Origin of the sequence: Micromonospora sp. NPDC049836 (assembly GCF_044465125.1) — a bacterium.
Classification (GTDB): domain Bacteria; phylum Actinomycetota; class Actinomycetes; order Mycobacteriales; family Micromonosporaceae; genus Micromonospora.
In genome coordinates this window covers 78,776-98,420 of record NZ_JBITLH010000003.1, presented here as the reverse complement: position 1 = coordinate 98,420, position 19,645 = coordinate 78,776, and the positions used below count along the sequence as shown (strand labels likewise).

Genomic DNA, 19,645 nt, shown 5'->3' with positions numbered 1-19,645 from the left:
CGGAGGGCTGGCTCTGTGAGCATCCGCACCCTCGACGACCTGCTCGGCGAGGGGGTGTCGGGTCGGCGCGTGCTGGTGCGCGCCGACCTGAACGTCCCGCTCGACAAGCAGACCGGTGACATCACCGACGACGGCCGGATCCGGGCCGTGCTGCCGACGCTGAGCGCGCTCGTGCAGGCCGGCGCGAAGGTGGTCGTCTGCTCGCACCTGGGCCGTCCCAAGGGCGCGCCGGACCCGCAGTTCAGCCTCCGCCCGGTGGCCGGGCGGCTGGGCGAGCTGCTCGGCGCGCCGGTCCACTTCGCCGAGGACACCGTCGGCGACTCGGCCCGCGCCACGGTGGAGGGCCTGGCCGACGGTCAGGTCGCCGTGCTGGAGAACCTGCGCTTCAACAAGGGCGAGACCAGCAAGGACGAGGCCGAGCGGGGCGCCTTCGCCGACCAGCTCGCCGCCTTCGGCGACGCGTACGTCGACGACGCGTTCGGCGCGGTGCACCGCAAGCACGCCAGCGTCTACGACGTGCCGGCCCGGCTGCCGCACGTGGCGGGCCGGCTGGTGCTGCGCGAGGTCGAGGTGCTCAGCCGGCTCACCGGCGAGCCGGAGCGGCCGTACGTGGTGGTGCTGGGCGGGTCCAAGGTCTCCGACAAGCTGGCGGTGATCGAGGCCCTGCTGCCGACGGTCGACCGGCTGCTCATCGGCGGCGGCATGTGCTTCACCTTCCTCAAGGCCCAGGGCCACGAGGTGGGCAGCTCGCTGCTCGAGGACGAGATGGTGGAGACCTGCCGCAACCTCCTGGAGCGCGAGCCCGGCAAGATCATGCTCCCGGTCGACGTGGTGGCCGCGGTCGCCTTCGCGCCGGACGCCGAGCACCACACGGTCCCGGCGGACGGCATCCCGTCCAAGCGGGTCGGGCTGGACATCGGTCCGGAGACGGTGGCCGGCTTCGCCGCCGCGCTGTCCCAGGCGAAGACCGTCTTCTGGAACGGCCCGATGGGCGTGTTCGAGATGGCCGCGTTCGCCAACGGGACCCGCGGGGTGGCCGAGGCGATCGCCAAGTCCGGGGCGTTCAGCGTCGTGGGCGGCGGTGACTCCGCGGCGGCGGTGCGGACGCTCGGGCTGGACGAGTCCGCGTTCGACCACATCTCCACCGGCGGCGGCGCCTCCCTGGAGTACCTGGAGGGCAAGACCCTCCCCGGCATCGCGGCCCTGGAGAACTGAATGGCGAGCCCGACCCGCCGGCCGTTGATGGCCGGCAACTGGAAGATGAACCTGAACCACCTCGAGGCCAACCTGCTGGTGCAGAAGCTGGCCGCGAGCCTCAACGAGAAGCAGCTCACCGACGTCGAGTGCGTGGTGTTGCCGCCCTTCACCGACCTGCGCACCGTGCAGACCGCGGTGGACGGCGACAAGCTGCTGATCGGCTACGGCGCGCAGGACCTGTCGCCGTACCAGTCGGGCGCGTACACCGGGGACATCTCCGGGCCGATGCTCGCCAAGCTGGGCTGCACCTACGTGGTGGTCGGCCACTCCGAGCGGCGGCAGTACCACCACGAGGACGACGCGCTGGTCAACGACAAGGTGACCGCCGCGCTGGCGAACGGGCTGACCCCGATCCTCTGCATCGGTGAGGGCCTGGAGGTCCGGGAGCAGCTGCGGCACGTGCCGCACTGCTGCGACCAGCTCGACGGCGCGCTCCGGGGGCTCACCGGGGAGCAGGTCACCAAGGTCGTCGTCGCGTACGAGCCGGTCTGGGCGATCGGCACGGGCAAGACGGCGACGCCGGAGGACGCCCAGGAGGTCTGTGGCGAGGTGCGCAAGCGGCTCGTGGAGACCTTCGGCCAGGACACCGCGGACCAGGTCCGGATCCTCTACGGCGGCTCGGTGAAGTCGTCCAACGTCGCCTCGATCATGGCCCAGCCGGACGTCGACGGCGCCCTGGTCGGGGGCGCGAGCCTGGACGCTGAGGAATTCGCGCAGATCTGCCGGTTCCCGGAGCACATCTCCCGCTGATCGCTCGCTATCCTTGACGCTGCCCGTCCACCGGTCGGTGCCACCGTGCCCGACAGGACGGGCAGTGATCGCAACGAGAGGACTGACCCCCGCCATGCCGATCTGGTTCGCCTACACGATGATCGTGTTGCTGGTCATCACGAGCATCCTGCTCACCCTGCTGATCCTCCTGCACCGCGGCAAGGGTGGCGGGCTGTCGAGCATGTTCGGCGGCGGCGTCAGCTCCAGCCTGGCCGGCTCCTCGGTGGCGGAGAAGAACCTCGACCGTTACACCGTTCTGGTCGGGATCGTCTGGTTCGCGTGCATCGTCGGGATCGGGCTCTGGCTCCGCCTCCAGCTCAACAGCGCCACCTGAGTCGGCACTCAGAGGCGTACAATCTGCGCGCGGTCCGTCACGGACCGCGCGCAGTTTTGTTTTCCGCTGTGCACCGCGTCGCCCGCCGCCCACCCCCCGGCGGTGGTCCCCTCCGACGACAGGAGCGAGCAGCCGTGCCGAGTGGCAACGTCATCCGGGGTTCCCGGATCGGGTCCGCCCCCGAACGCTTCGACCAGCGCACCGAGCCGGCCCCGCGCCGCCCGGTCGCCTACTGGTGCCGCAACGCCCACCGGGTCGAGTTCCTCATCGCCGCCGAGGCCGAGGCCCCCGCGGTCTGGGACTGCCCGCGCTGCGGCGAGCCGGCTGGCCCCGACCCCGACAACCCGCCGGGCCAGGCCCGCCCCGAGCCCTACAAGACCCATCTGGCGTACGTGCAGGAGCGGCGCACGCCCGAGCAGGCCGAGGCCCTGCTCGCCGAGGCCCTCGACGCGCTGCACCGCCGCCGGCGGGGAGCCTGAGCGGTTCGGCGCGTCCGCCTTGGTGGTGTGGTGCTGCACCGCCGCCGTCGGGGAGCGTGAGCGGGTTCGGCGCGTCGGCCTTGGTGGTGTGGTGCTGCGCCGCCGCCGTGGGGGAGCCTGAGCGGGTTCGGCGCGTCCGCCTCGGTGGTGTGGCTGCGCCGCCGCCGTCAGCGCAGGCTGCGCGACCTGGGCGGCACGTCGGCCGCCGCGGCCCGGTCCAGCAGCCAGAGGGTACGGGTCACCCCGTGCGCCCCGGCCGCCGGCAGCTGCACCGGACCGGCCCCGGCCAGGGCCATGCCGACCGCCCGAGCCTTGTCGCTGCCCGCCGCCACCAGCCAGACCTCCTCGGCCGTGTTGATCGCCGGCAGGGTGAGCGTGGTGCGTACCGGGGGCGGCTTCGGGCTGCCCCGGACCGCGCTGACCGGGCGGTTGTCGTGGTGCACCGGGTGCTCCGGGAAGACCGAGGCGACGTGCCCGTCCTCACCGACACCGAGCAGAAGCACGTCGAAGTGGGGGAGCGCGGCGTGCCCCGGCCGGGCGGCCCGGGCCAGTTCCTCGGCGTACCCGGCGGCGGCGGTCTCCGGGTCGTTGCCGGCCGGTCCGTCGGAGGCCGGCATCGGGTGGATCCGCGCCGGGTCCAGCGGCACCACGTCCAGCAGCGCGGCCCGGGCCTGGGTCTCGTTGCGCTCCGGGTCGCCGGCCGGCAGGAACCGCTCGTCACCCCACCAGACATCCACCCGGGACCAGTCCACGGCGTCCCGGGCCGGCAGCGCGGCCACCGCCCGGTAGACCGCCGCGGCGATCCGCCCGCCGGTCAGCACCACCGACGCCTGGCCCCGGTCCGCCTGCGCGTCGAGCAGCTTCACCACCAGCCGGGCCGCCACGGCCTGCGCCAGCAGGTCGGGATCGGCGTGTACGGCGACACTCGCCTCACTCATCCATCGCGCCTTCGTGTTCCGACCGCCCCACGGCGGTCACCTGTGCTGTCCGGCCGCGGTGCGGCCGGGCCGTCGCCCGTCACCCGTTGGCGGTCGCGCCCGCGTGCGCGGAGATCCCGGCCTCGGCCCGCTCGGCGGTCGCCGGATCCTTCCACACGTGCACCCGCTGGCTGGGCCGCTGGTCCAGGCCGGAGAGGCCGGCGGTGGCGCCGAGCGCCTCCGCGTACACCTGGTCGGCGTCGAGGCGGCGCAGCTCCTCGGCCAGCTCGTCGCCGAGCGGGCGGCGGACCAGCGGCAGGGTGCGGTCCTCCTGCCCGGTACGCCGGAAGACGGCCACGCTGTCGTCCCGGGTCAGGGTCAGCGAGTCGCCGTTGGCGCAACGCAGTTGCACCTCCCGCATCCGGGGGTACTCGTCGGTGTCCTTGCGGACCGGGTCGATGCCGAGCCGGGCCGTGAGCCAACCGCGCATCAGCGCCGCCGTCGGGTCGCTCCGGGGCGCCACCACGGTCGCCTCGATGATCCTGGCCTGGGCGGTGTCGAACGCGCCGGCCACCAGGGTGCGCCACGGGGTGATCCGGGTCCAGGCCAGGTCGGTGTCGCCCGGGGCGTAGTCGGCGGCCCGCTGCCGCAGCGCGGCGATCGGGTCGGCGGCCTGCGCCGCGTCGGTGATCCGCCGGTCCGCCACCACGCCGAGGAAGTCGGTGGCGATCTCCTGCGGCGGCTCGCCGTGCCACCAGGTGACCACCGGCACGTCCGGCACCAGCAGCGGCATGACCACCGACTCGGCGTGCAGCGCCAGCCGGCCGTACATCCGCATGACCACCGCCTCGCACGGGCCCAGCCGGCCGCCGACGACGATCTCCGCGTCCAGCCGGTTGCGCTCCCGCTCGACGTCGCTGCGCACCACCACGAGCAGCCGGCACGGGTGCGCGGCGGCCGCGATGGTCGCCGCCGCCTCCGCCTCCCGGACCCGCTTCTCGTCCACCACCACGATCAGGCTGAGTGCCATGCCACTGGCCACCCCGCCCGCGCTGCGCCGCTCGGCGGCGAGCGCCTTGACCACCTCGTTGCCGGTCGTGTCCCACAGCCCGATCACGGGAGCCTCCTGGTCCGTCGGCCCGCGCCGCCGTGCGACGCCGCCACGTTGCTGTGCCCGTTGGTCCGCTCGCTCATGCCACTCACGCCCGCCGCCAGGCCCGGCCGTCGCGGGCCAGCATCTCGTCGGCGGCCCGCGGTCCCCACTCGCCGGCCCGGTACGGCTCCGGCTTGGTGCCCACCCAGGCGTGCTCCAGCGGGTCCACGACCTGCCAGCTCTGCTCCACCTCGGCCGCGTCCGGGAAGAGCGTCCGGTCGCCGATCAGCACGTCCAGCACCAGCCGCTCGTACGCCTCCGGGCTGGACTCGGTGAACGCCTCGCCGTACTGGAAGTCCATCGCGATGTCCCGGACCTCCATGGTGGTGCCGGGCACCTTGGAACCGAACTTCAGCACCACGCCCTCGTCGGGCTGCACCCGGATGACGAGCTGGTTGGGGCCGAGCGACTCCATGTCGGCCGCTTCGAACGGCAGGTGCGGCGCCTTCTTGAACATGATGGCCACCTCGGTGACCCGCCGCGGCAGCCGCTTGCCGGCCCGGATGTAGAACGGCACCCCGGCCCAGCGCCGGTTCTGGATGCCGAGCTTGACCGCCACGTACGTCTCGGTGGTGGAGTCCGGCGGGACGCCCTCCTCCTCCAGGTACCCGACGGCGCGCTCGCCACCCACCCAGCCGGGCAGGTACTGGCCGCGCACGGTGTCCCGGGCGGCGTCCTGCGGCACGGTGATCGCCTTGAGCACCTTCAGCTTCTCGGTCCGGATCTCGTCGGCGTCGAAGCTGGTCGGCTCCTCCATGGCGACCAGGGCGAGCAGCTGGAGCAGGTGGTTCTGCAGCACGTCGCGGGCGGTGCCCACCGAGTCGTAGAAGGCGGCCCGGGTGCCGATGCCGACGTCCTCGGCCATGGTGATCTGCACCGAGTCGACGTACTTGGAGTTCCACAGCGGCTCGAACAGGTTGTTGGCGAACCGCAGGGCCAGGATGTTCTGGACCGTCTCCTTGCCCAGGTAGTGGTCGATCCGGAAGACGTCCTGGCGGGTGAAGACGTCGTCGACCAGGTCGTTGAGCGCCTTGGCGGAGGGCAGGTCGTTGCCGAACGGCTTCTCCACCACCACCCGGCGCCAGCCGCCGGACTTGGCGTTGTCGGCCATGCCGGTGCGGGCGAGCTGCTTGAGCACCACCGGGAAGGCCGCCGGGGGGATGGAGAAGTAGAAGGCGGCGTTGCCGGTGATGCCGTGCGAGTCGCGCAGCTCGTCGAGGGTGTTGGCGAGCTGGTCGAACGCGGCGTCGTCGTCGAACGAGCCGCCGACGAACTTGATGTTGCCGGCGAGCCGGGCCCAGACCTCCTCCCGCCAGGGGGTGCGGGCGTGCTTCTTCGCCGCGTCGTGGGCCAGCCCCTCGAAGTCGCCGTCGCCCCAGTCGCGCCGGGCGAAGCCCAGGACCACGAAACCGGGCGGCAGCAGCCCCCGGTTGGCCAGGTCGTAGACCGCCGGCAACAGCTTCTTGCGGGCCAGGTCACCGGTCACCCCGAAGATCACCAGAGCGCACGGCTCCGGGATCCGGGGCAGCCGCCGGTCCTGCGGGTCGCGCAACGGGTTCCCCGTGGCCGCTTCGCCTGCCGACTGCGGGGTCCGCAGGGCCGGCTCACTCCTCGCGCTCACGGTGCCTCCTCGCTCCGCCGAATCCACATCGTTCATCGTCACGTCCGTGTCCGTCCGGCCGCATCCAGCAGCTGGGCGACGCCCGCCGCCCGCTCGGTCAGGTGCAGTCGTAGCACCGCTCGCCCACGACCGGCCAGCGCCTGCCGGTCGCCGGCGGCCCGGGCCGCCTGAAGCTCCCCGAAGGTGTACGGGCGGCCGGGCACCGGCAGATCGGTGGTGACCGCGCCGGTCACCTGAAGGTAGCTCCCGACCGGGGGACCGCCCAGGTGGTACTGCCCGGTGGCGTGCGGGTGCCGCGGGCCCCAGCCGAAGGTGACCGGTCGGCCGGTCGCCCCCGCCAGCAGCGCGCGCAGCCCGGCCACCGCCGCGTCGGCGGACCGGTCGAGGTACGCCGTCACGGCCAGGTACCCGTCGTCACCGAGCCCGTCGAGCAGCCGGCGCAGCACCCCGGCCAGGTCGGTGGGAAAGCCGTCCGGGGCGTGCACCTCGACCGCGCCCTCGGTGAACGAGGGGGTCTCGGCCGGCACCCCGGCGCCGAGCAGCCGGGCGGTGTGCTCCTCGCTCGCGGCGACGTCCGGTTCGTCGAACGGGTCGACGCCCAGCGTGACGGCCGCCACCGCGGTGGCGTACTCCCAGGTCAGGAAGTGGGCGCCGAGGGGGCCGTTGACCGCCACGTCCGCGCCGACGGCCGGTGCCCGGCCGGGGGCGAGGGCACCGCCGTAGCTGATCGTGAGCACGTCCGGGCCGGCGGCGCCGGGCGCGTCGGGGGCCTCCACGACCACCGGCAGCAGGCCCATCCCGGCCTTGCCGGTGGACTCGGCGAGCAACTGCTCGACCCAGTCGCCGAGCCCTTCGGCGCCGGTGCCGTCGGGCACCAGGGCGACGGTGGCCCGGCCGGTGGTGGCCGCCGCGCCCAGCGCCGCGCCGAGGGCCAGGCCGGGATTGTCCCGGTCGCGTCCCAGCGCCCCGGCGAGCGCGTCGGCCTCGTCCAGGAGATCGGCCACCGGCACCCCGGCCAGTGCCGTGGGGACCAGCCCGAACGCGGTCAGCGCGGCGTACCCGCCGCCCACCTGCGGGTCGGCCGGGATGGTCAGCACGCCCAGCTCGTTCGCGGTCGCCTCCAGCGCCGAGCCGGGGTCGGTGACCACCACGAAGTGCCGGGCGGTCTCCGCCTCGGTCATCCCGGCGTCCAGGAACGCCTGCCAGTAGGCCCGCCGGTGGCTGTCGGTCTCCACCGTCGCGCCGGACTTGCCGGAGACCACCACGACGGTCCGGTCCAGCCGGTCGGTGAGGGCGGCGCGGACCTGCCCGGGGTCGGCGGTGTCCAGCACGGTCAGCGGCCGGCCGAGGGCACGGGCGGTCACCTCCGCGGCGAGCGACGAACCGCCCGTCCCGGCGAGCACCACGTGGTCCAGGCCTTCCAGCTCGGCGGTCAGCTCGGCGAGCTGGGGGAGGAGTTCCCGGCTGCGGCGGTGGGTGTCCAGCCAGCCGAGCCGGAGCTTCGCCCCGGCCGCCGCGGCCGGCCCCCAGAGGCTGGGGTCCTGCCCGGCGAGCCGGCCCGGGACGCCCCGGGCGACCAGGTCCTGCCGCACCGAGGCGGGCGCGGACCGGTCGACGGCGTCGGCGCCGCGTACGGCCAGCCCGCCGGCGCTCTCCGCGGGACCGGCGAGCGGCTCGCTCACGGGGTCACCCCGGTTGGCGACCACGGGGCGTGCCGGACCGGCTCACGTCCCGCGCGCGCGATCCGTACCGCGTGCGGGCCCGTCCGGGTGGGAACGGCGGGGCACGTCCCGGGGCGCTGCCCCGGGACGCGTCCGGCGCCGTTCGTCACGCGTTGCCTCCGGCCTGGGCGGCGGCCTGCGCGTTGCCCTTCGCGGCGCGGCGCGGCTGCCCACTGCCCTGCGCGGCCGCCTCGAGCGACTTGCGCACCCCGTCGAGCAGCTCCCGCCAGCTCGCCTCGAACTTCTCCACGCCCTCCCGCTCCAGCGTCTCGATCACGTCCGCCATGTCGACGCCCACCGCTTCCAGGTCGGTGAAGACCTTGCGGGCCCCGTCGTACCCGCCGGTGACGGTGTCGTCGCGGGTCTCGCCGTGGTCGGCGTACGCGTGGATGACCGCTTCCGGCATGGTGTTGACCGTGCCGGGCGCGATCAGCTCCTCGACGTAGATGACGTCCCGGTAGTCCGGGTTCTTGGTCGACGTGGAGGCCCAGAGCGGGCGCTGCGGGTGGGCGCCGGCCTCGGCCAGCTGCTGCCACCGCGCGGAGCCGAAGACCTCGCAGTACCGCTCGTACGCCAGCCGGGCGTTGGCCACGGCGGCCTTGCCGCGCAGCGCCTTGGCCTGGTCCGAGCCGATCTTCTCCAGCCGCTTGTCCACCTCGGTGTCGACCCGGGAGACGAAGAACGACGCCACCGACCCGATCTTCGACAGGTCGTGGCCGTTCGCCTTCGCCTGCTCCAGACCGGCCAGGAAGGCCTCCATGACCTGCGAGTACCGGTCCAGCCCGAAGATCAGGGTGACGTTCACGCTGATCCCCTCGGCCAGCGTGGCGGTGATCGCCGGCAGGCCCGCCTCGGTGGCCGGGATCTTGATGAACAGGTTCGGCCGGTCGACCAGCCACCAGAGCGACTTCGCCTCGGCGACCGTGCGGTCCGTCTCGTGGGCCAGCCGCGGGTCCACCTCGATGGAGACCCGGCCGTCCACCCCGGCGCTCTTGTCGTACGACGGGCGCATCACGTCGCAGGCCCACCGCACGTCGTACGTGGTGAGCAGGCGGACCGCCTCCTCCACCTGGACGCCCCGGATGGCCAGGTCGTGCAGCTGCCAGTTGTACTCGTCGGCGTCGGCGAGCGCCTTGGCGAAGATGGTCGGGTTGGTGGTCACGCCGGCCACGTGGGACTCGCGGCGGAGCTGGTCCAGCCCGCCGGAGCTGAGTCGTACCCGGGAAAGATCATCGAGCCAGATGGCCACCCCCGTGGCCTGCAGCTCGCTCAGCCGGTCCGTCATGACGTCCGCTCCCCTCAGTTGCCGGTCGTGAAACCGGTGATGTCGCCCACCCGGGTCAGCGCCGCGTGCGCGGCGGCCACGATCCGGTCGGGGGTGAACCCGAACTGCTCGAAAAGCACGGTGTGCGGCGCGCTCGCCCCGTAGTGCTCCAGGCTCACGCTCTCGCCGCTGTCCCCGACGACGCCCCGCCAGGACATGGCGATTCCCGCCTCCACGCTCACCCGTGCCTTTACCCCGCGCGGCAGCACCGACTCCCGGTACGCCTCGTCCTGCTCGAAGAACCACTCCTGGCAGGGCATCGAGACGACCCGGGTGGGGGTGCCGTCGGCCTCCAGCCGCTCCCGCGCGGTGAGGCAGAGCTGCACCTCGGAGCCGGTGCCGACGATGATCACCTGCGGCTTGCCGTTGGACGCCTCGGCCAGCACGTAGCCGCCCTTGGCGACGCCCTCGGCGCCGGCCAGCTCGGTGCGGTCGAGGGTGGGCAGCGCCTGCCGGCTCAGCGCCAGCGCGGTCGGCCGGTCGGTGTGCTCCAGGGCCTGCCGCCACGCCCAGGCGGTCTCGTTGGCGTCGGCGGGGCGCACCACGTCGAGGCCGGGGATGGCGCGCAGCGCGGTCAGGTGCTCCACCGGCTGGTGGGTCGGGCCGTCCTCGCCGAGGCCGATCGAGTCGTGCGTCCAGACGTAGACCACGGGCAGCTTCATCAGCGCGGCGAGCCGCACCGAGGGGCGCATGTAGTCGCTGAACACCAGGAAGGTGCCGCCGTAGGGGCGGGTGCCGCCGTGCAGGGCGATGCCGTTGAGGATCGCGCCCATGGCGTGCTCGCGGATGCCGAAGTGCAGGGTGCGGCCGTACTCGTCGCCCGGGAAGTCCTTGGTGGCGTGCACCGCGGGGACGAACGACGGCTCGCCCTTCATGGTGGTGTTGTTGCTCTCCGCGAGGTCGGCGGAGCCGCCCCAGAGCTCGGGCAGCACCGGGGCGAGCGCCTCCAGCACCTTGCCGGAGGCGGCCCGGGTGGCGATGCCCTTGGCGTCGGCCGGGAAGGTCGGCAGGGCGTCGGCCCAGCCCTGCGGGAGGGTACGGGTCGACATCCGGTCCCAGAGCGCCTTGCGCTCCGGGTTGGCCTGCGCCCAGGCGTCGAACGAGGTGGTCCACTCCGCCTGCGCCTCGGCGCCGCGCTCCATCACCTGGCGGGCGTGCTTGAGCACCTCCTCGTCGACCTCGAAGGTGCGCTCCGGGTCGAAGCCGAGGATCTCCTTGGTGGCCTTGACCTCGTCGGCGCCGAGCGCCGAACCGTGGATCTTGCCGGTGTTCTGCTTGTGCGGCGCGGGCCAGCCGATGATGGTGCGCAGCGCGATGAAGGAGGGGCGGCCGGTCTCCGCCTTGGCGGCCAGCAGCGCCTCGTACAGCGCCTCGACGTCCTCGTGGTAGTCGCCCTGGTCGGCGTCGCCGCGGCGCCAGTCGACGGTCTGCACGTGCCAGCCGTACGCCGCGTAGCGGGCCGCCACGTCCTCGCTCTTGGCGATCCGGGTGTCGTCCTCGATCGAGATCTCGTTGTCGTCGTAGATCACGCAGAGGTTGCCGAGCTGCTGGTGGCCGGCGAGCGAGCTGACCTCGTGGCTGATGCCCTCCTCGATGTCGCCGTCGGAGGCGATGCACCAGATGTCGTGGTCGAAGGGGGACCGCCCGGAGTCCGGGTCCGGGTCGAACAGGCCGCGCTCGCGGCGGGCCGCCATCGCCATGCCGACCGCGTTGCCGAGGCCCTGGCCGAGCGGGCCGGTGGTGGTCTCCACGCCCGGGGTGTGGCCGTGCTCCGGGTGGCCCGGGGTGAGCGAGCCCCACTGGCGCAGCGCCTTGAGGTCCTCCAGGGCCAGCGGGTAGCCGGAGAGGAAGAGCTGGATGTAGAGGGTGAGGCTGGAGTGGCCGGCGGAGAGGACGAAGCGGTCCCGACCGGGCCAGTTCGGGTCCGCCGGGTTGTGCCGCATCACCCGGTTGAAGAGCAGGTACGCCGCCGGGGCGAGACTCATCGCCGTACCCGGGTGGCCGTTGCCGGATTTCTCCACGGCGTCCATGGCCAGCACGCGGACCGTGTCGACGGCCCTGCGGTCGAGGTCGGACCAGTTGAGAGCGGGAAGCTCGGGTCGGTTGGCAGCCACGATTGGTGTGCTCCTCGGGAGATGGGCGGAACCCTCACTGATGACCCTATCGAGCGGCCCTAAACGTCCGCCCGGGGATCTCTGCATGCTCGTCTGTACGGCTCCGACCGGATCCACCGTTCACCTCGCCGTGTGACGGTCCGCACCGTTGCCGGGTCCCCGGGGCAGCCAAAACGACGACGCGTAGTGTGTGGGGCGGTATGTGGGCCCGCCGGGCGGGTCCGGGCGACCCCGACCTCCCCCGCCGAAGCCGGAAGGTGGCAATCCGTGAGCATGATCACCGAGCGCCCCGTCAGCAACTCTGCCGGGCAGCCGCCGGTGAGCACGTTGACGGAGACGCCGGCGGCCGGCCGGCGGGACGTCCGGGCCGTGGTGAGCGCGTACGTGGCGCTGACCAAGCCGCGGATCGTCGAGCTGCTGCTGGTCACCACCGTGCCGGCGATGATGCTCGCCGACGGCGGGATGCCGTCGCTCTGGCTGGTGGCGGTGGTGCTGGTCGGCGGCTCGCTCGCCGCCGGTGCGGCCAGCGTGCTCAACTGCTACATCGACCGGGACATCGACCAGTTGATGCGGCGCACCAAGCGCCGTCCGCTGCCCGCGCACACCGTGTCGCCGCGCAGCGCGCTCATCTTCGGGCTGGTGCTGGCGGTGATCTCGGTCGCGCTGATGGCGGCGACCACCAACTGGCTGGCGGCCGGCCTCACCCTCGCCGCGATCGCCTACTACGACCTGGTCTACACGCTCTGGCTCAAGCGGACCACGGCGGCGAACACCTTCTGGGGTGGGATCTGCGGGGCGGCGCCGGTGCTGATCGGCTGGGCCGCGGTCACCGGCTCGCTGGCGCCGGCCGCGTGGGGCCTGTTCCTGGTGGTCTTCTTCTGGCAGTTGCCGCATTTCTACGCGCTGGCGATCAAGTACAAGACCGACTACGCCCGCGCCGGCATCCCGATGCTGCCGGTGGTGGCCTCGGTCCGCCGGGTCAACGCCGAGATCCTGGCCTTCTCCTGGCTGACCCTGCTCTCCTCGCTGGCCGTCTGGCCGCTGGGCATGAGCCCGATCTACGGGGTGACCGCGCTGGTCGTCGGGGGCGTCTTCGTGGTCGAGGCGCACAAGCTGTGCCGGCGCGCGACGCGCGGCGAGGCGGTCAAGCCGATGCGGCTGTTCCACTGGTCCACCACCTACCTCACCATTCTCTTCGCGGCCGTCGCGCTCGACGCCCTGTTGTGAGGCCCGCGCCGGCCCCGTCGGGGCTGGCTGGTTTCCCCGGCGCGCGGAATTCATCAGAATTTTTTCCGGGCCCCGCCAGGGTCATCGAAGTGGGACAGACCGTGACGATCCCGGCCGTCCGTTTCGCCCCGCCATAGACGGACACAGGGGGGCGAATCACCTGTGGTCTTCCTTAAACCCGTAGGTAATTGGCATCACAATTAGTTCATCGTTCTCGCACACGTGGGTGGAAGTCTGCTTAGGCTTCGCGTCATGGCAGATGGTTCCGATACGACGCTGACGGCCGACAAGACCGTCGCCGAGCAGGCCCCCAACGGCCTGGTCGCGGGCATCAAGTCGTTTGCCGCCGGGCACGGCGGGGCGAAGGCGGTCATCGAGTACGTCGGCAAGCGTGGCGCGCGCATCGTGCTGGTGGGTTCCGACGGAGCGTGGGCCGACCAGTTCGCGGACGGCACCGACGTGGCACGGCAGGCCTGCGCCACGGCGGGAGTCACCGTCGAGAACGCGTGGGAGCGTGAGCTGATGGACCAGATGCGTCCGAGCAACGACCTCTGGCGGTCGATGGCCCGGCGCACGATGGCCCGTTGACATAAATTGACCGATCACCACCAGTCGACCCGGGGGAAACCCCGGGTCGCTCTCGTCACCTGCACCGCCCTGCCCGACCTCGACCCGGACGACCGGCTCGTGCTCGCCCCGCTCGCCGCCCGTGGCATCGCCGCGGAGGCGGTGGTCTGGGACGACCCGGCCGTGACCTGGACGGCGTACGACCTGGCCGTGCTCCGCTCGCCCTGGGACTACGCGCTGCGGCGCGACGCGTTCGTCACCTGGGCGCGTACCGTGCCCACCCTGGCCAACCCGGCCGACGTGGTCGCCTGGAACACCGACAAGCGCTACCTGGCCGAGCTGGCCGCGGCCGGCGTGCCCACGGTGCCGACCGCCTGGGTGGAGCCGGGCACGGACTGGCACCCGCCCGCCGACACCGGCGAGTACGTGATCAAGCCCGCGGTCAGCGCCGGCAGCCAGGACACCGGCCGGTACGACCTGGCCGACCCGGAGCACCGGGAGCTGGCCGCCGCGCACCTGCGGCGGCTCGGCGGGGCCGGCCGGGTCGCCATGGTCCAGCCGTACCTCGACGCGGTGGACGCCGCCGGCGAGACCGCGTTGCTCTTCCTGGCCGGTCCGGACGGCCTGGCCTTCAGCCACGCGATCCGCAAGGGGCCGATGCTCACCGGCCCGGACCTGGGCGTGGCGGCGCTCTACAAGGAGGAGCGGATCGAGCCCCGGACGGCCACGCCCGCCCAGCGGGATGCCGCCGAGCGGGCCCTGGCCGCCGTTCCCGGCGGCCCGGACCGGCTGCTCTACGCCCGGGTGGACCTGATTCCCGGACCGGACGGGGCGCCCGTCCTGGTCGAGCTGGAGCTGACCGAGCCGAGCCTGTTCGTCGGGTACGCCGACGGCGCCCCGGACCGGCTCGCCGAGGCGGTCGCCACCCACCTGGCCCGCCGGCCCTGACCCACGCCGCGGCCCGCGCCCGAGCGGCCCGCGCCGGAGCGGCCGGCGCCCGAGCGGGCCGCGGCCCGGGTCACCGCTCGTCGCAGTGGTTGCGTTCCCAGCGGCCGCCGATCGGCGGGGTGTCCAGCCGGACGGCGGCCTCGTTGCCGGCGAGGTCGTTCTCCTCCACCCGGCAGGACACGCAACTGCCCGCGCCGGTGATCCAGAACCCGTAGGTCTGGGTGTCCTCGTCCCGGTGCCAGATCCGGTTGCCCCGCACGATGGCCGAGTCGAACGGGGCGTTCACCGCGATCCCGGCGCGCTCCGGCGGCCCGGCCGGCAGCTCGTACGGCGTGCCCGGCTCCGGCGTGGCCTCGTTCCAGCCGGTGGCGCCGTCCGGGCGGACCTCGGCCAGGGACAGCTCGGTGCCGGTGTTGTCGGCCACCACGGCGGTCCGCGAGCCGACGTGCACGACCTTGCCCCGGTGCCCGCCGGCCGGCCAGTCCGCGGCCCCGTCGCTGACCCGGCGCGGGCCGTAGCGCACCGTGTCGCCCGAACCCCGGCAGGCCGGCCCGGATCGCCGCCCGTTGTCCCGGAGCCGGTTGCCCACCACCGCCGCGTCGATCATCGGCCGGTCGATCCGGATCCCGTCGAGCCCGTTGTCCCAGATGTCGTTCTCCTCGATCACCACGTCCGCCGCGGCGCCGCGGTACCCGTGGCCGAGGTCGTGCTCGTGGTAGCCGTACCCGCCGTTGCGGCTGATCCGGTTGCCGCGCACCGCGTACGGGCCGGGGGTGTTGCCCATGCTGATCCCGTCGCCCACGTTGCGGTCGACCACGCAGCCGGTGAGCAGCCCGCCGCGACCGGCGATCCCGGCCGTGCCGTTGGCCGAGACGTCGAAGCCGGCCTCCAGGTTGTTGGTGAGCGTGCAGCCGGAGACGATCAGGCCGTCGGCGCCCCAGTCGGAGATGCCGAACCGGTTCGCCTGGCTGTGGCAGCCGATGATGCGGAAGCCGCGCGGCGGCGCCCAGTAGTCCTTCTGCAGCTCCAGGAAGATCCCGTTGGTGCCGTTGCCGAGGGTGGTGCAGTTGGCGATGGTGAGCCGCTCCACGTCGCCCCAGCCGCCGATGCCCACCCCGATGCCCGCGCCGCCCATCTGCTCGCCGTTGTCCAGCCGGCCGCAGCCCACCACGACCACCCCGTCGATCAGGCTGTCCTGGAGGAAGTCGCAGCCCAGCCCGGTCGCCCCGGTGTGGTGGATGTAGAGGTTGCGGAACACGCCGCGCACCACGTACTGCAGGCCCAGGCCCTTGGCCAGGTAGTCGTACCGGGCCATGCCGACACCGGAGCCGTCGATCTCGAAGTCGGCGAACGTGCAGTCGGCGATGTGCCGGTCCCGGTCCGCGCCGTGCTGCACGGTGGTCCAGTACGCCAGCGGGACCGGGTCGCTCCGGTTGCCCTCGTTGCTGAGCAGGAACCGGGTGGCCGCCGGGCCGGCGCCGAGCAGCGAGACGCCGCTGCGCCAGACCGTGCCGGCGTCCCGGATCGCGTAGATGCCGGGCGGGCAGTAGATCACCCGGGCCCGGCCGTCGGCCTCGTACCCCTCGCCCAGCCGGTCCACCAGGGCGGCCAGCGCCGGCTGGTCGTTGGTCACGCCGTCGCCGGTGAGCCCGAACTGCTGGGCGTCGCACCACAGCGGCGCGCCGGCCACCGGGGTCAGCCGCTGCGGGACGGTCGTGGATAGGCCCTTGCGCGACACCGGCGGCTCCCCTCGGCGGACGGTCCTGCCGCGGAGCGCATTCCCGCTGCCGCCGGCCGGTAACGCCGGGAGCGGGGCTCAGGCGGCGGCGGTGACCCGCTGCCCGGTCGGCGCGGCCGGGGCCGGCGGGGCGGCCGGCTGCCGCTCCCGGGTGGCCCAGAGCACGCCCAGGGTGGCCAGCAGCACCAGGCAGGAGCCGAGCATGTGCGCGGCGACCAGCGCGGCGGGCAGGTGGGTGAAGTACTGCACGAAGCCGATCAGCCCCTGGCCCAGCTCGACCGCCACCAGCACGCCGGCGGCCCGCGCGGCGCGGGCGGCGCCGACCGCCCGGAACGCGAAGAGCAGTGCCACCGAGAGGCCGATCAGCAGGAACACCCCGTCGGCGTGCACCTGGGAGATCGCCTCCGGGTCCAGCCCGTTGCGGGCCGCGCCCTGGTCGCCCGCGTGCGGCCCGCTGCCGGTCACCCAGGTGCCGACCACGAGCACGGCCGCGCTCACCACGGTGGTGAGCGCGGCGAGGGTACGCAGCGGCGCCGGCACGGTGGGGGTGACCGGTCCGTCCGGCTCGGTGGTGCGCTTCCACAGCGCGTACGCGGCGGCGATCACCGCCATCGAGGCGAGGAAGTGCAGCCCGACCACCCACGGGTTGAGGTTGGTGAGCACGGTGATGCCGCCGATCACCGCCTGGGCGGGGATGCCCAGCAGCACGGCGACCGCGAGCGGCAGCAGCCCGCGCCGGCGGGGGCGGTGGGCGAGCACGGCCAGCACCACGGCCAGCGCGATGATCCCCACCACGAAGGTGAGCAGCCGGTTGCCGAACTCGATCACCCCGTTGATGCCCATCTCCGGGGTGGTGGTGTAGGACTCGTCGGTGCACCGCGGCCAGGTCGGGCAGCCCAGTCCGGACCGGGTGAGCCGGACCCCCCCGCCGGTGACCACGATCGCCACGTTCGCGATGATCGAGGTGTACGCGAGGCGGCGCAGCAGCGCGGCGGAGACCGGGAACCGGACGGAAGCCTTCACGGAGCGAATCCTACGCACCGTAGTGGACCACGATCGGGTGACTCCGCCGGCCCGGTGGTCGGGATCACCGGACCCCGGGTTTGCGGCCCTCCGGCGAATTACGTAACGTTGGCGTTGTGAAAAACGCGGCGGCGCTCTCCGGGCCCCAGCCGGCGACCGGTCCGGTCACCGCTGACGGCTCCCGGCCGACGCGCGCCCTCCCGGGCGCCGAGCTCGAGCCGTCGCCGGCCGCGTCCGCCGATCTCTCCACCCGGGACCGGGTCACCCAGCTGCTGCTGGAGCGGGGGGCGACCACCGCCGCCCAGCTCGGCTCGGCGCTCGGGCTCAGCCCGGCCGCGATCCGCCGGCACCTCGACGCGATGCTCGCCGACGGCGACGTGGTGGCCCGCGAGCAGGTCGTGCGGGGCAGCCGGGGCAGGGGCCGGCCGGCGAAGGTCTTCGTGCTGACCGAGGCGGCGCGGGTGCGCTGCGGCACCCACCACTACGACAACATCGCCACCGCCGCGCTGCGCTGGATCGCCCGCAGCGGCGGCGCGCGGGCCGTCGAGGCGTTCGCCGCCGAGCAGGTGACCGCGCTGGAGGAGCGCTGCCGGGCCGCCATGGAGGACGCCGGCGACGACCCGCTCGCCCGGGCGGAGGCGCTCGCCGGGGCGCTGACCGCCGAGGGTTACGCTGCCAACGCGTCCACGATCGCCTCCGGCGGCCAGCTCTGCCAGCACCACTGCCCGGTGGCGCACGTGGCCGCCGAGTTCCCCCAGCTGTGCGAGGCCGAGACCGCGGTGATCTCCCGCCTGGTCGGCACCCACGTGCAGCGCCTGGCCACTATCGCGCACGGCGACGGGGTGTGCACCACGCACATCCCGACCCAGCCGCGGCAGAGCCCGCGTGCGGGCGCCCAGTCCGGTAACACCGTCACCACTGTGAGGACAGATAGATGACCGAGCAGATCGTCCAGCCCCTGACCCAGGAGGAGCAGCTCGCCGCCCTCGGTCGTTACGAGTACGGCTGGGCCGACCCCGACGTCGCCGGGGCCGTCGCCCAGCGCGGCCTCAACGAGGCGGTGGTCCGGGACATCTCGGCCAAGAAGAACGAGCCGGCCTGGATGCTCGACCTGCGGCTGAAGGGCCTGCGCCTGTTCGGCCGCAAGCCGATGCCGAACTGGGGCGCGGACCTCACCGGGATCGACTTCGACAACATCAAGTACTTCGTGCGGTCCACCGAGAAGCAGGCCACCAGCTGGGAGGACCTGCCCGAGGACATCAAGAACACCTACGACCGGCTGGGCATCCCCGAGGCGGAGAAGCAGCGGCTGATCGCCGGCGTCGCGGCGCAGTACGAGTCCGAGGTCGTCTACCACAAGATCCGTGAGGACCTCGAGGAGCAGGGTGTCATCTTCCTGGACACCGACACCGCGCTGCGCGAGCACGAGGACATCTTCAAGGAGTACTTCGGCACGGTGATCCCGGTCGGCGACAACAAGTTCGCCGCGCTGAACACCTCGGTCTGGTCCGGTGGCTCGTTCATCTACGTGCCGAAGGGCGTGCACGTGGAGATCCCGCTGCAGGCCTACTTCCGGATCAACACGGAGAACATGGGCCAGTTCGAGCGGACGCTGATCATCGTCGACGAGGGCGCGTACGTGCACTACGTCGAGGGCTGCACCGCGCCGATCTACTCCTCCGACTCGCTGCACAGCGCGGTCGTGGAGATCATCGTCAAGAAGAACGCCCGGTGCCGCTACACGACCATCCAGAACTGGTCGAACAACGTCTACAACCTGGTCACCAAGCGCGCCGTCTGCCACGAGGGCGCGACCATGGAGTGGATCGACGGCAACATCGGCTCCAAGGTGACCATGAAGTACCCGGCGGTCTACATGACCGGCGAGCACGCCAAGGGCGAGGTGCTCTCGGTCGCCATGGCCGGCGAGGGCCAGCACCAGGACGCCGGCGCCAAGATGGTGCACGCCGCGCCGCACACCTCCTCGACCATCGTGTCGAAGTCGATCGCCCGGGGCGGCGGCCGCACCTCGTACCGGGGTCTGGTGCAGGTGCTGGAGGGCTCGACCAACAGCCGGAGCACGGTGAAGTGCGACGCCCTGCTGGTCGACACCATCTCCCGCTCGGACACCTACCCCTACGTGGACATCCGCGAGGACGACGTGTCGATGGGGCACGAGGCGACCGTCTCCAAGGTCAGCGAGGACCAGCTCTTCTACCTGATGAGCCGGGGCCTGAGCGAGGACGAGGCGATGGCGATGATCGTGCGTGGCTTCATCGAGCCGATCGCCAAGGAACTCCCGATGGAGTACGCCCTGGAGCTCAACCGCCTGATCGAGCTGCAGATGGAGGGCGCGGTCGGCTGACGCCGCCGCTCCCGGGCGGCGGGCCGGTCTCCCCGGCCCGCCGCACCAGCCCCCAGATCTCGTCGTCCCGGCACAGACAGACCAAG

17 protein-coding genes are annotated in these 19,645 nt (G+C 73.1%); 9 read left to right on the top strand and 8 right to left on the bottom strand.

The window, feature by feature from the left end:
• The first annotated feature begins 15 nt into the window (after positions 1 to 15).
• From ACIBPB_RS08395 to ACIBPB_RS08380, 4 genes are all read left to right on the top strand, one after another.
• A complete protein-coding gene (locus ACIBPB_RS08395) occupies positions 16 to 1,215 on the top strand; it encodes a phosphoglycerate kinase (protein WP_357323121.1) in 1,200 nt (399 codons plus the stop codon).
• The gene (tpiA, locus tag ACIBPB_RS08390) at positions 1,216 to 2,007 is read left to right on the top strand and encodes a triose-phosphate isomerase (protein ID WP_357323124.1); all 792 of its coding nucleotides are present in this window, start codon (positions 1,216 to 1,218) and stop codon (positions 2,005 to 2,007) included. It begins immediately after the preceding gene.
• 94 nt (positions 2,008 to 2,101) lie between these two features.
• The gene (gene secG, locus ACIBPB_RS08385) at positions 2,102 to 2,362 is read left to right on the top strand and encodes a preprotein translocase subunit SecG (protein ID WP_046571212.1); all 261 of its coding nucleotides are present in this window, start codon (positions 2,102 to 2,104) and stop codon (positions 2,360 to 2,362) included.
• Positions 2,363 to 2,496: 134 nt separating this feature from the next.
• Complete coding sequence (locus tag ACIBPB_RS08380) at positions 2,497 to 2,841, top strand: RNA polymerase-binding protein RbpA (protein ID WP_396838915.1); 345 nt, start codon at positions 2,497 to 2,499, stop codon at positions 2,839 to 2,841.
• Positions 2,842 to 3,008: 167 nt separating this feature from the next.
• Here ACIBPB_RS08380 and pgl read toward each other — a convergent pair whose 3' ends face one another.
• The 6 genes from pgl to tkt form a co-directional block, all read right to left on the bottom strand.
• Positions 3,009 to 3,779, bottom strand: a complete 771-nt coding sequence (pgl, locus tag ACIBPB_RS08375; protein ID WP_357323131.1) for a 6-phosphogluconolactonase — start codon at positions 3,777 to 3,779, stop codon at positions 3,009 to 3,011.
• A gap of 79 nt (positions 3,780 to 3,858) precedes the next feature.
• Positions 3,859 to 4,875 (bottom strand): glucose-6-phosphate dehydrogenase assembly protein OpcA, encoded by a 1,017-nt coding sequence (locus ACIBPB_RS08370; protein ID WP_357323134.1) that lies wholly within the window; start codon positions 4,873 to 4,875, stop codon positions 3,859 to 3,861.
• Positions 4,876 to 4,957: 82 nt separating this feature from the next.
• Positions 4,958 to 6,568 (bottom strand): glucose-6-phosphate dehydrogenase, encoded by a 1,611-nt coding sequence (zwf, locus tag ACIBPB_RS08365; protein WP_396838914.1) that lies wholly within the window; start codon positions 6,566 to 6,568, stop codon positions 4,958 to 4,960.
• A gap of 2 nt (positions 6,569 to 6,570) precedes the next feature.
• Positions 6,571 to 8,214: a glucose-6-phosphate isomerase gene (locus ACIBPB_RS08360; protein WP_396838913.1), complete on the bottom strand. Its 1,644-nt coding sequence runs from the start codon at positions 8,212 to 8,214 to the stop codon at positions 6,571 to 6,573.
• A 145-nt stretch (positions 8,215 to 8,359) separates the two neighbouring features.
• Positions 8,360 to 9,538: a transaldolase gene (tal, locus tag ACIBPB_RS08355; protein ID WP_396838911.1), complete on the bottom strand. Its 1,179-nt coding sequence runs from the start codon at positions 9,536 to 9,538 to the stop codon at positions 8,360 to 8,362.
• A gap of 14 nt (positions 9,539 to 9,552) precedes the next feature.
• Entirely contained in the window at positions 9,553 to 11,691 is a 2,139-nt protein-coding gene (gene tkt, locus ACIBPB_RS08350; protein WP_396838910.1) for a transketolase, read from the bottom strand.
• Between the two features lie 267 nt (positions 11,692 to 11,958).
• Here tkt and ACIBPB_RS08345 point away from each other — a divergent pair, with 267 nt between their 5' ends.
• The 3 genes from ACIBPB_RS08345 to ACIBPB_RS08335 all read left to right on the top strand — a co-directional run bounded on the left by ACIBPB_RS08345 (position 11,959) and on the right by ACIBPB_RS08335 (position 14,433).
• Positions 11,959 to 12,918 carry a heme o synthase gene (locus ACIBPB_RS08345; protein WP_357323149.1) on the top strand — a complete coding sequence of 320 codons (960 nt, stop codon included), beginning with the start codon at positions 11,959 to 11,961 and terminating at the stop codon, positions 12,916 to 12,918.
• Between the two features lie 252 nt (positions 12,919 to 13,170).
• Complete coding sequence (locus tag ACIBPB_RS08340) at positions 13,171 to 13,506, top strand: hypothetical protein (protein WP_396838909.1); 336 nt, start codon at positions 13,171 to 13,173, stop codon at positions 13,504 to 13,506.
• A gap of 6 nt (positions 13,507 to 13,512) precedes the next feature.
• Complete coding sequence (locus ACIBPB_RS08335) at positions 13,513 to 14,433, top strand: RimK family alpha-L-glutamate ligase (protein ID WP_396838907.1); 921 nt, start codon at positions 13,513 to 13,515, stop codon at positions 14,431 to 14,433.
• Between the two features lie 70 nt (positions 14,434 to 14,503).
• Here the strand turns inward: ACIBPB_RS08335 and ACIBPB_RS08330 are convergent, their stop codons facing one another.
• Both ACIBPB_RS08330 and ACIBPB_RS08325 read right to left on the bottom strand, forming a co-directional pair.
• Positions 14,504 to 16,171, bottom strand: coding sequence for a right-handed parallel beta-helix repeat-containing protein (locus ACIBPB_RS08330; protein ID WP_396838906.1), 1,668 nt, complete (start codon positions 16,169 to 16,171; stop codon positions 14,504 to 14,506).
• A 78-nt stretch (positions 16,172 to 16,249) separates the two neighbouring features.
• Positions 16,250 to 17,212, bottom strand: coding sequence for a heme A synthase (locus ACIBPB_RS08325; RefSeq protein WP_396838905.1), 963 nt, complete (start codon positions 17,210 to 17,212; stop codon positions 16,250 to 16,252).
• A gap of 98 nt (positions 17,213 to 17,310) precedes the next feature.
• On the opposite strand from ACIBPB_RS08325, the gene ACIBPB_RS08320 reads away from it, so the two are divergent.
• Together ACIBPB_RS08320 and sufB are read left to right on the top strand one after the other, a co-directional pair.
• Positions 17,311 to 18,132, top strand: a complete 822-nt coding sequence (locus tag ACIBPB_RS08320) for a helix-turn-helix transcriptional regulator (protein WP_396838904.1) — start codon at positions 17,311 to 17,313, stop codon at positions 18,130 to 18,132.
• Positions 18,129 to 19,559 (top strand): Fe-S cluster assembly protein SufB, encoded by a 1,431-nt coding sequence (gene sufB / locus ACIBPB_RS08315; RefSeq protein WP_357323165.1) that lies wholly within the window; start codon positions 18,129 to 18,131, stop codon positions 19,557 to 19,559. Before ACIBPB_RS08320 ends, sufB begins: the two co-directional genes overlap by 4 nt.
• Positions 19,560 to 19,645 lie beyond the last annotated feature (86 nt).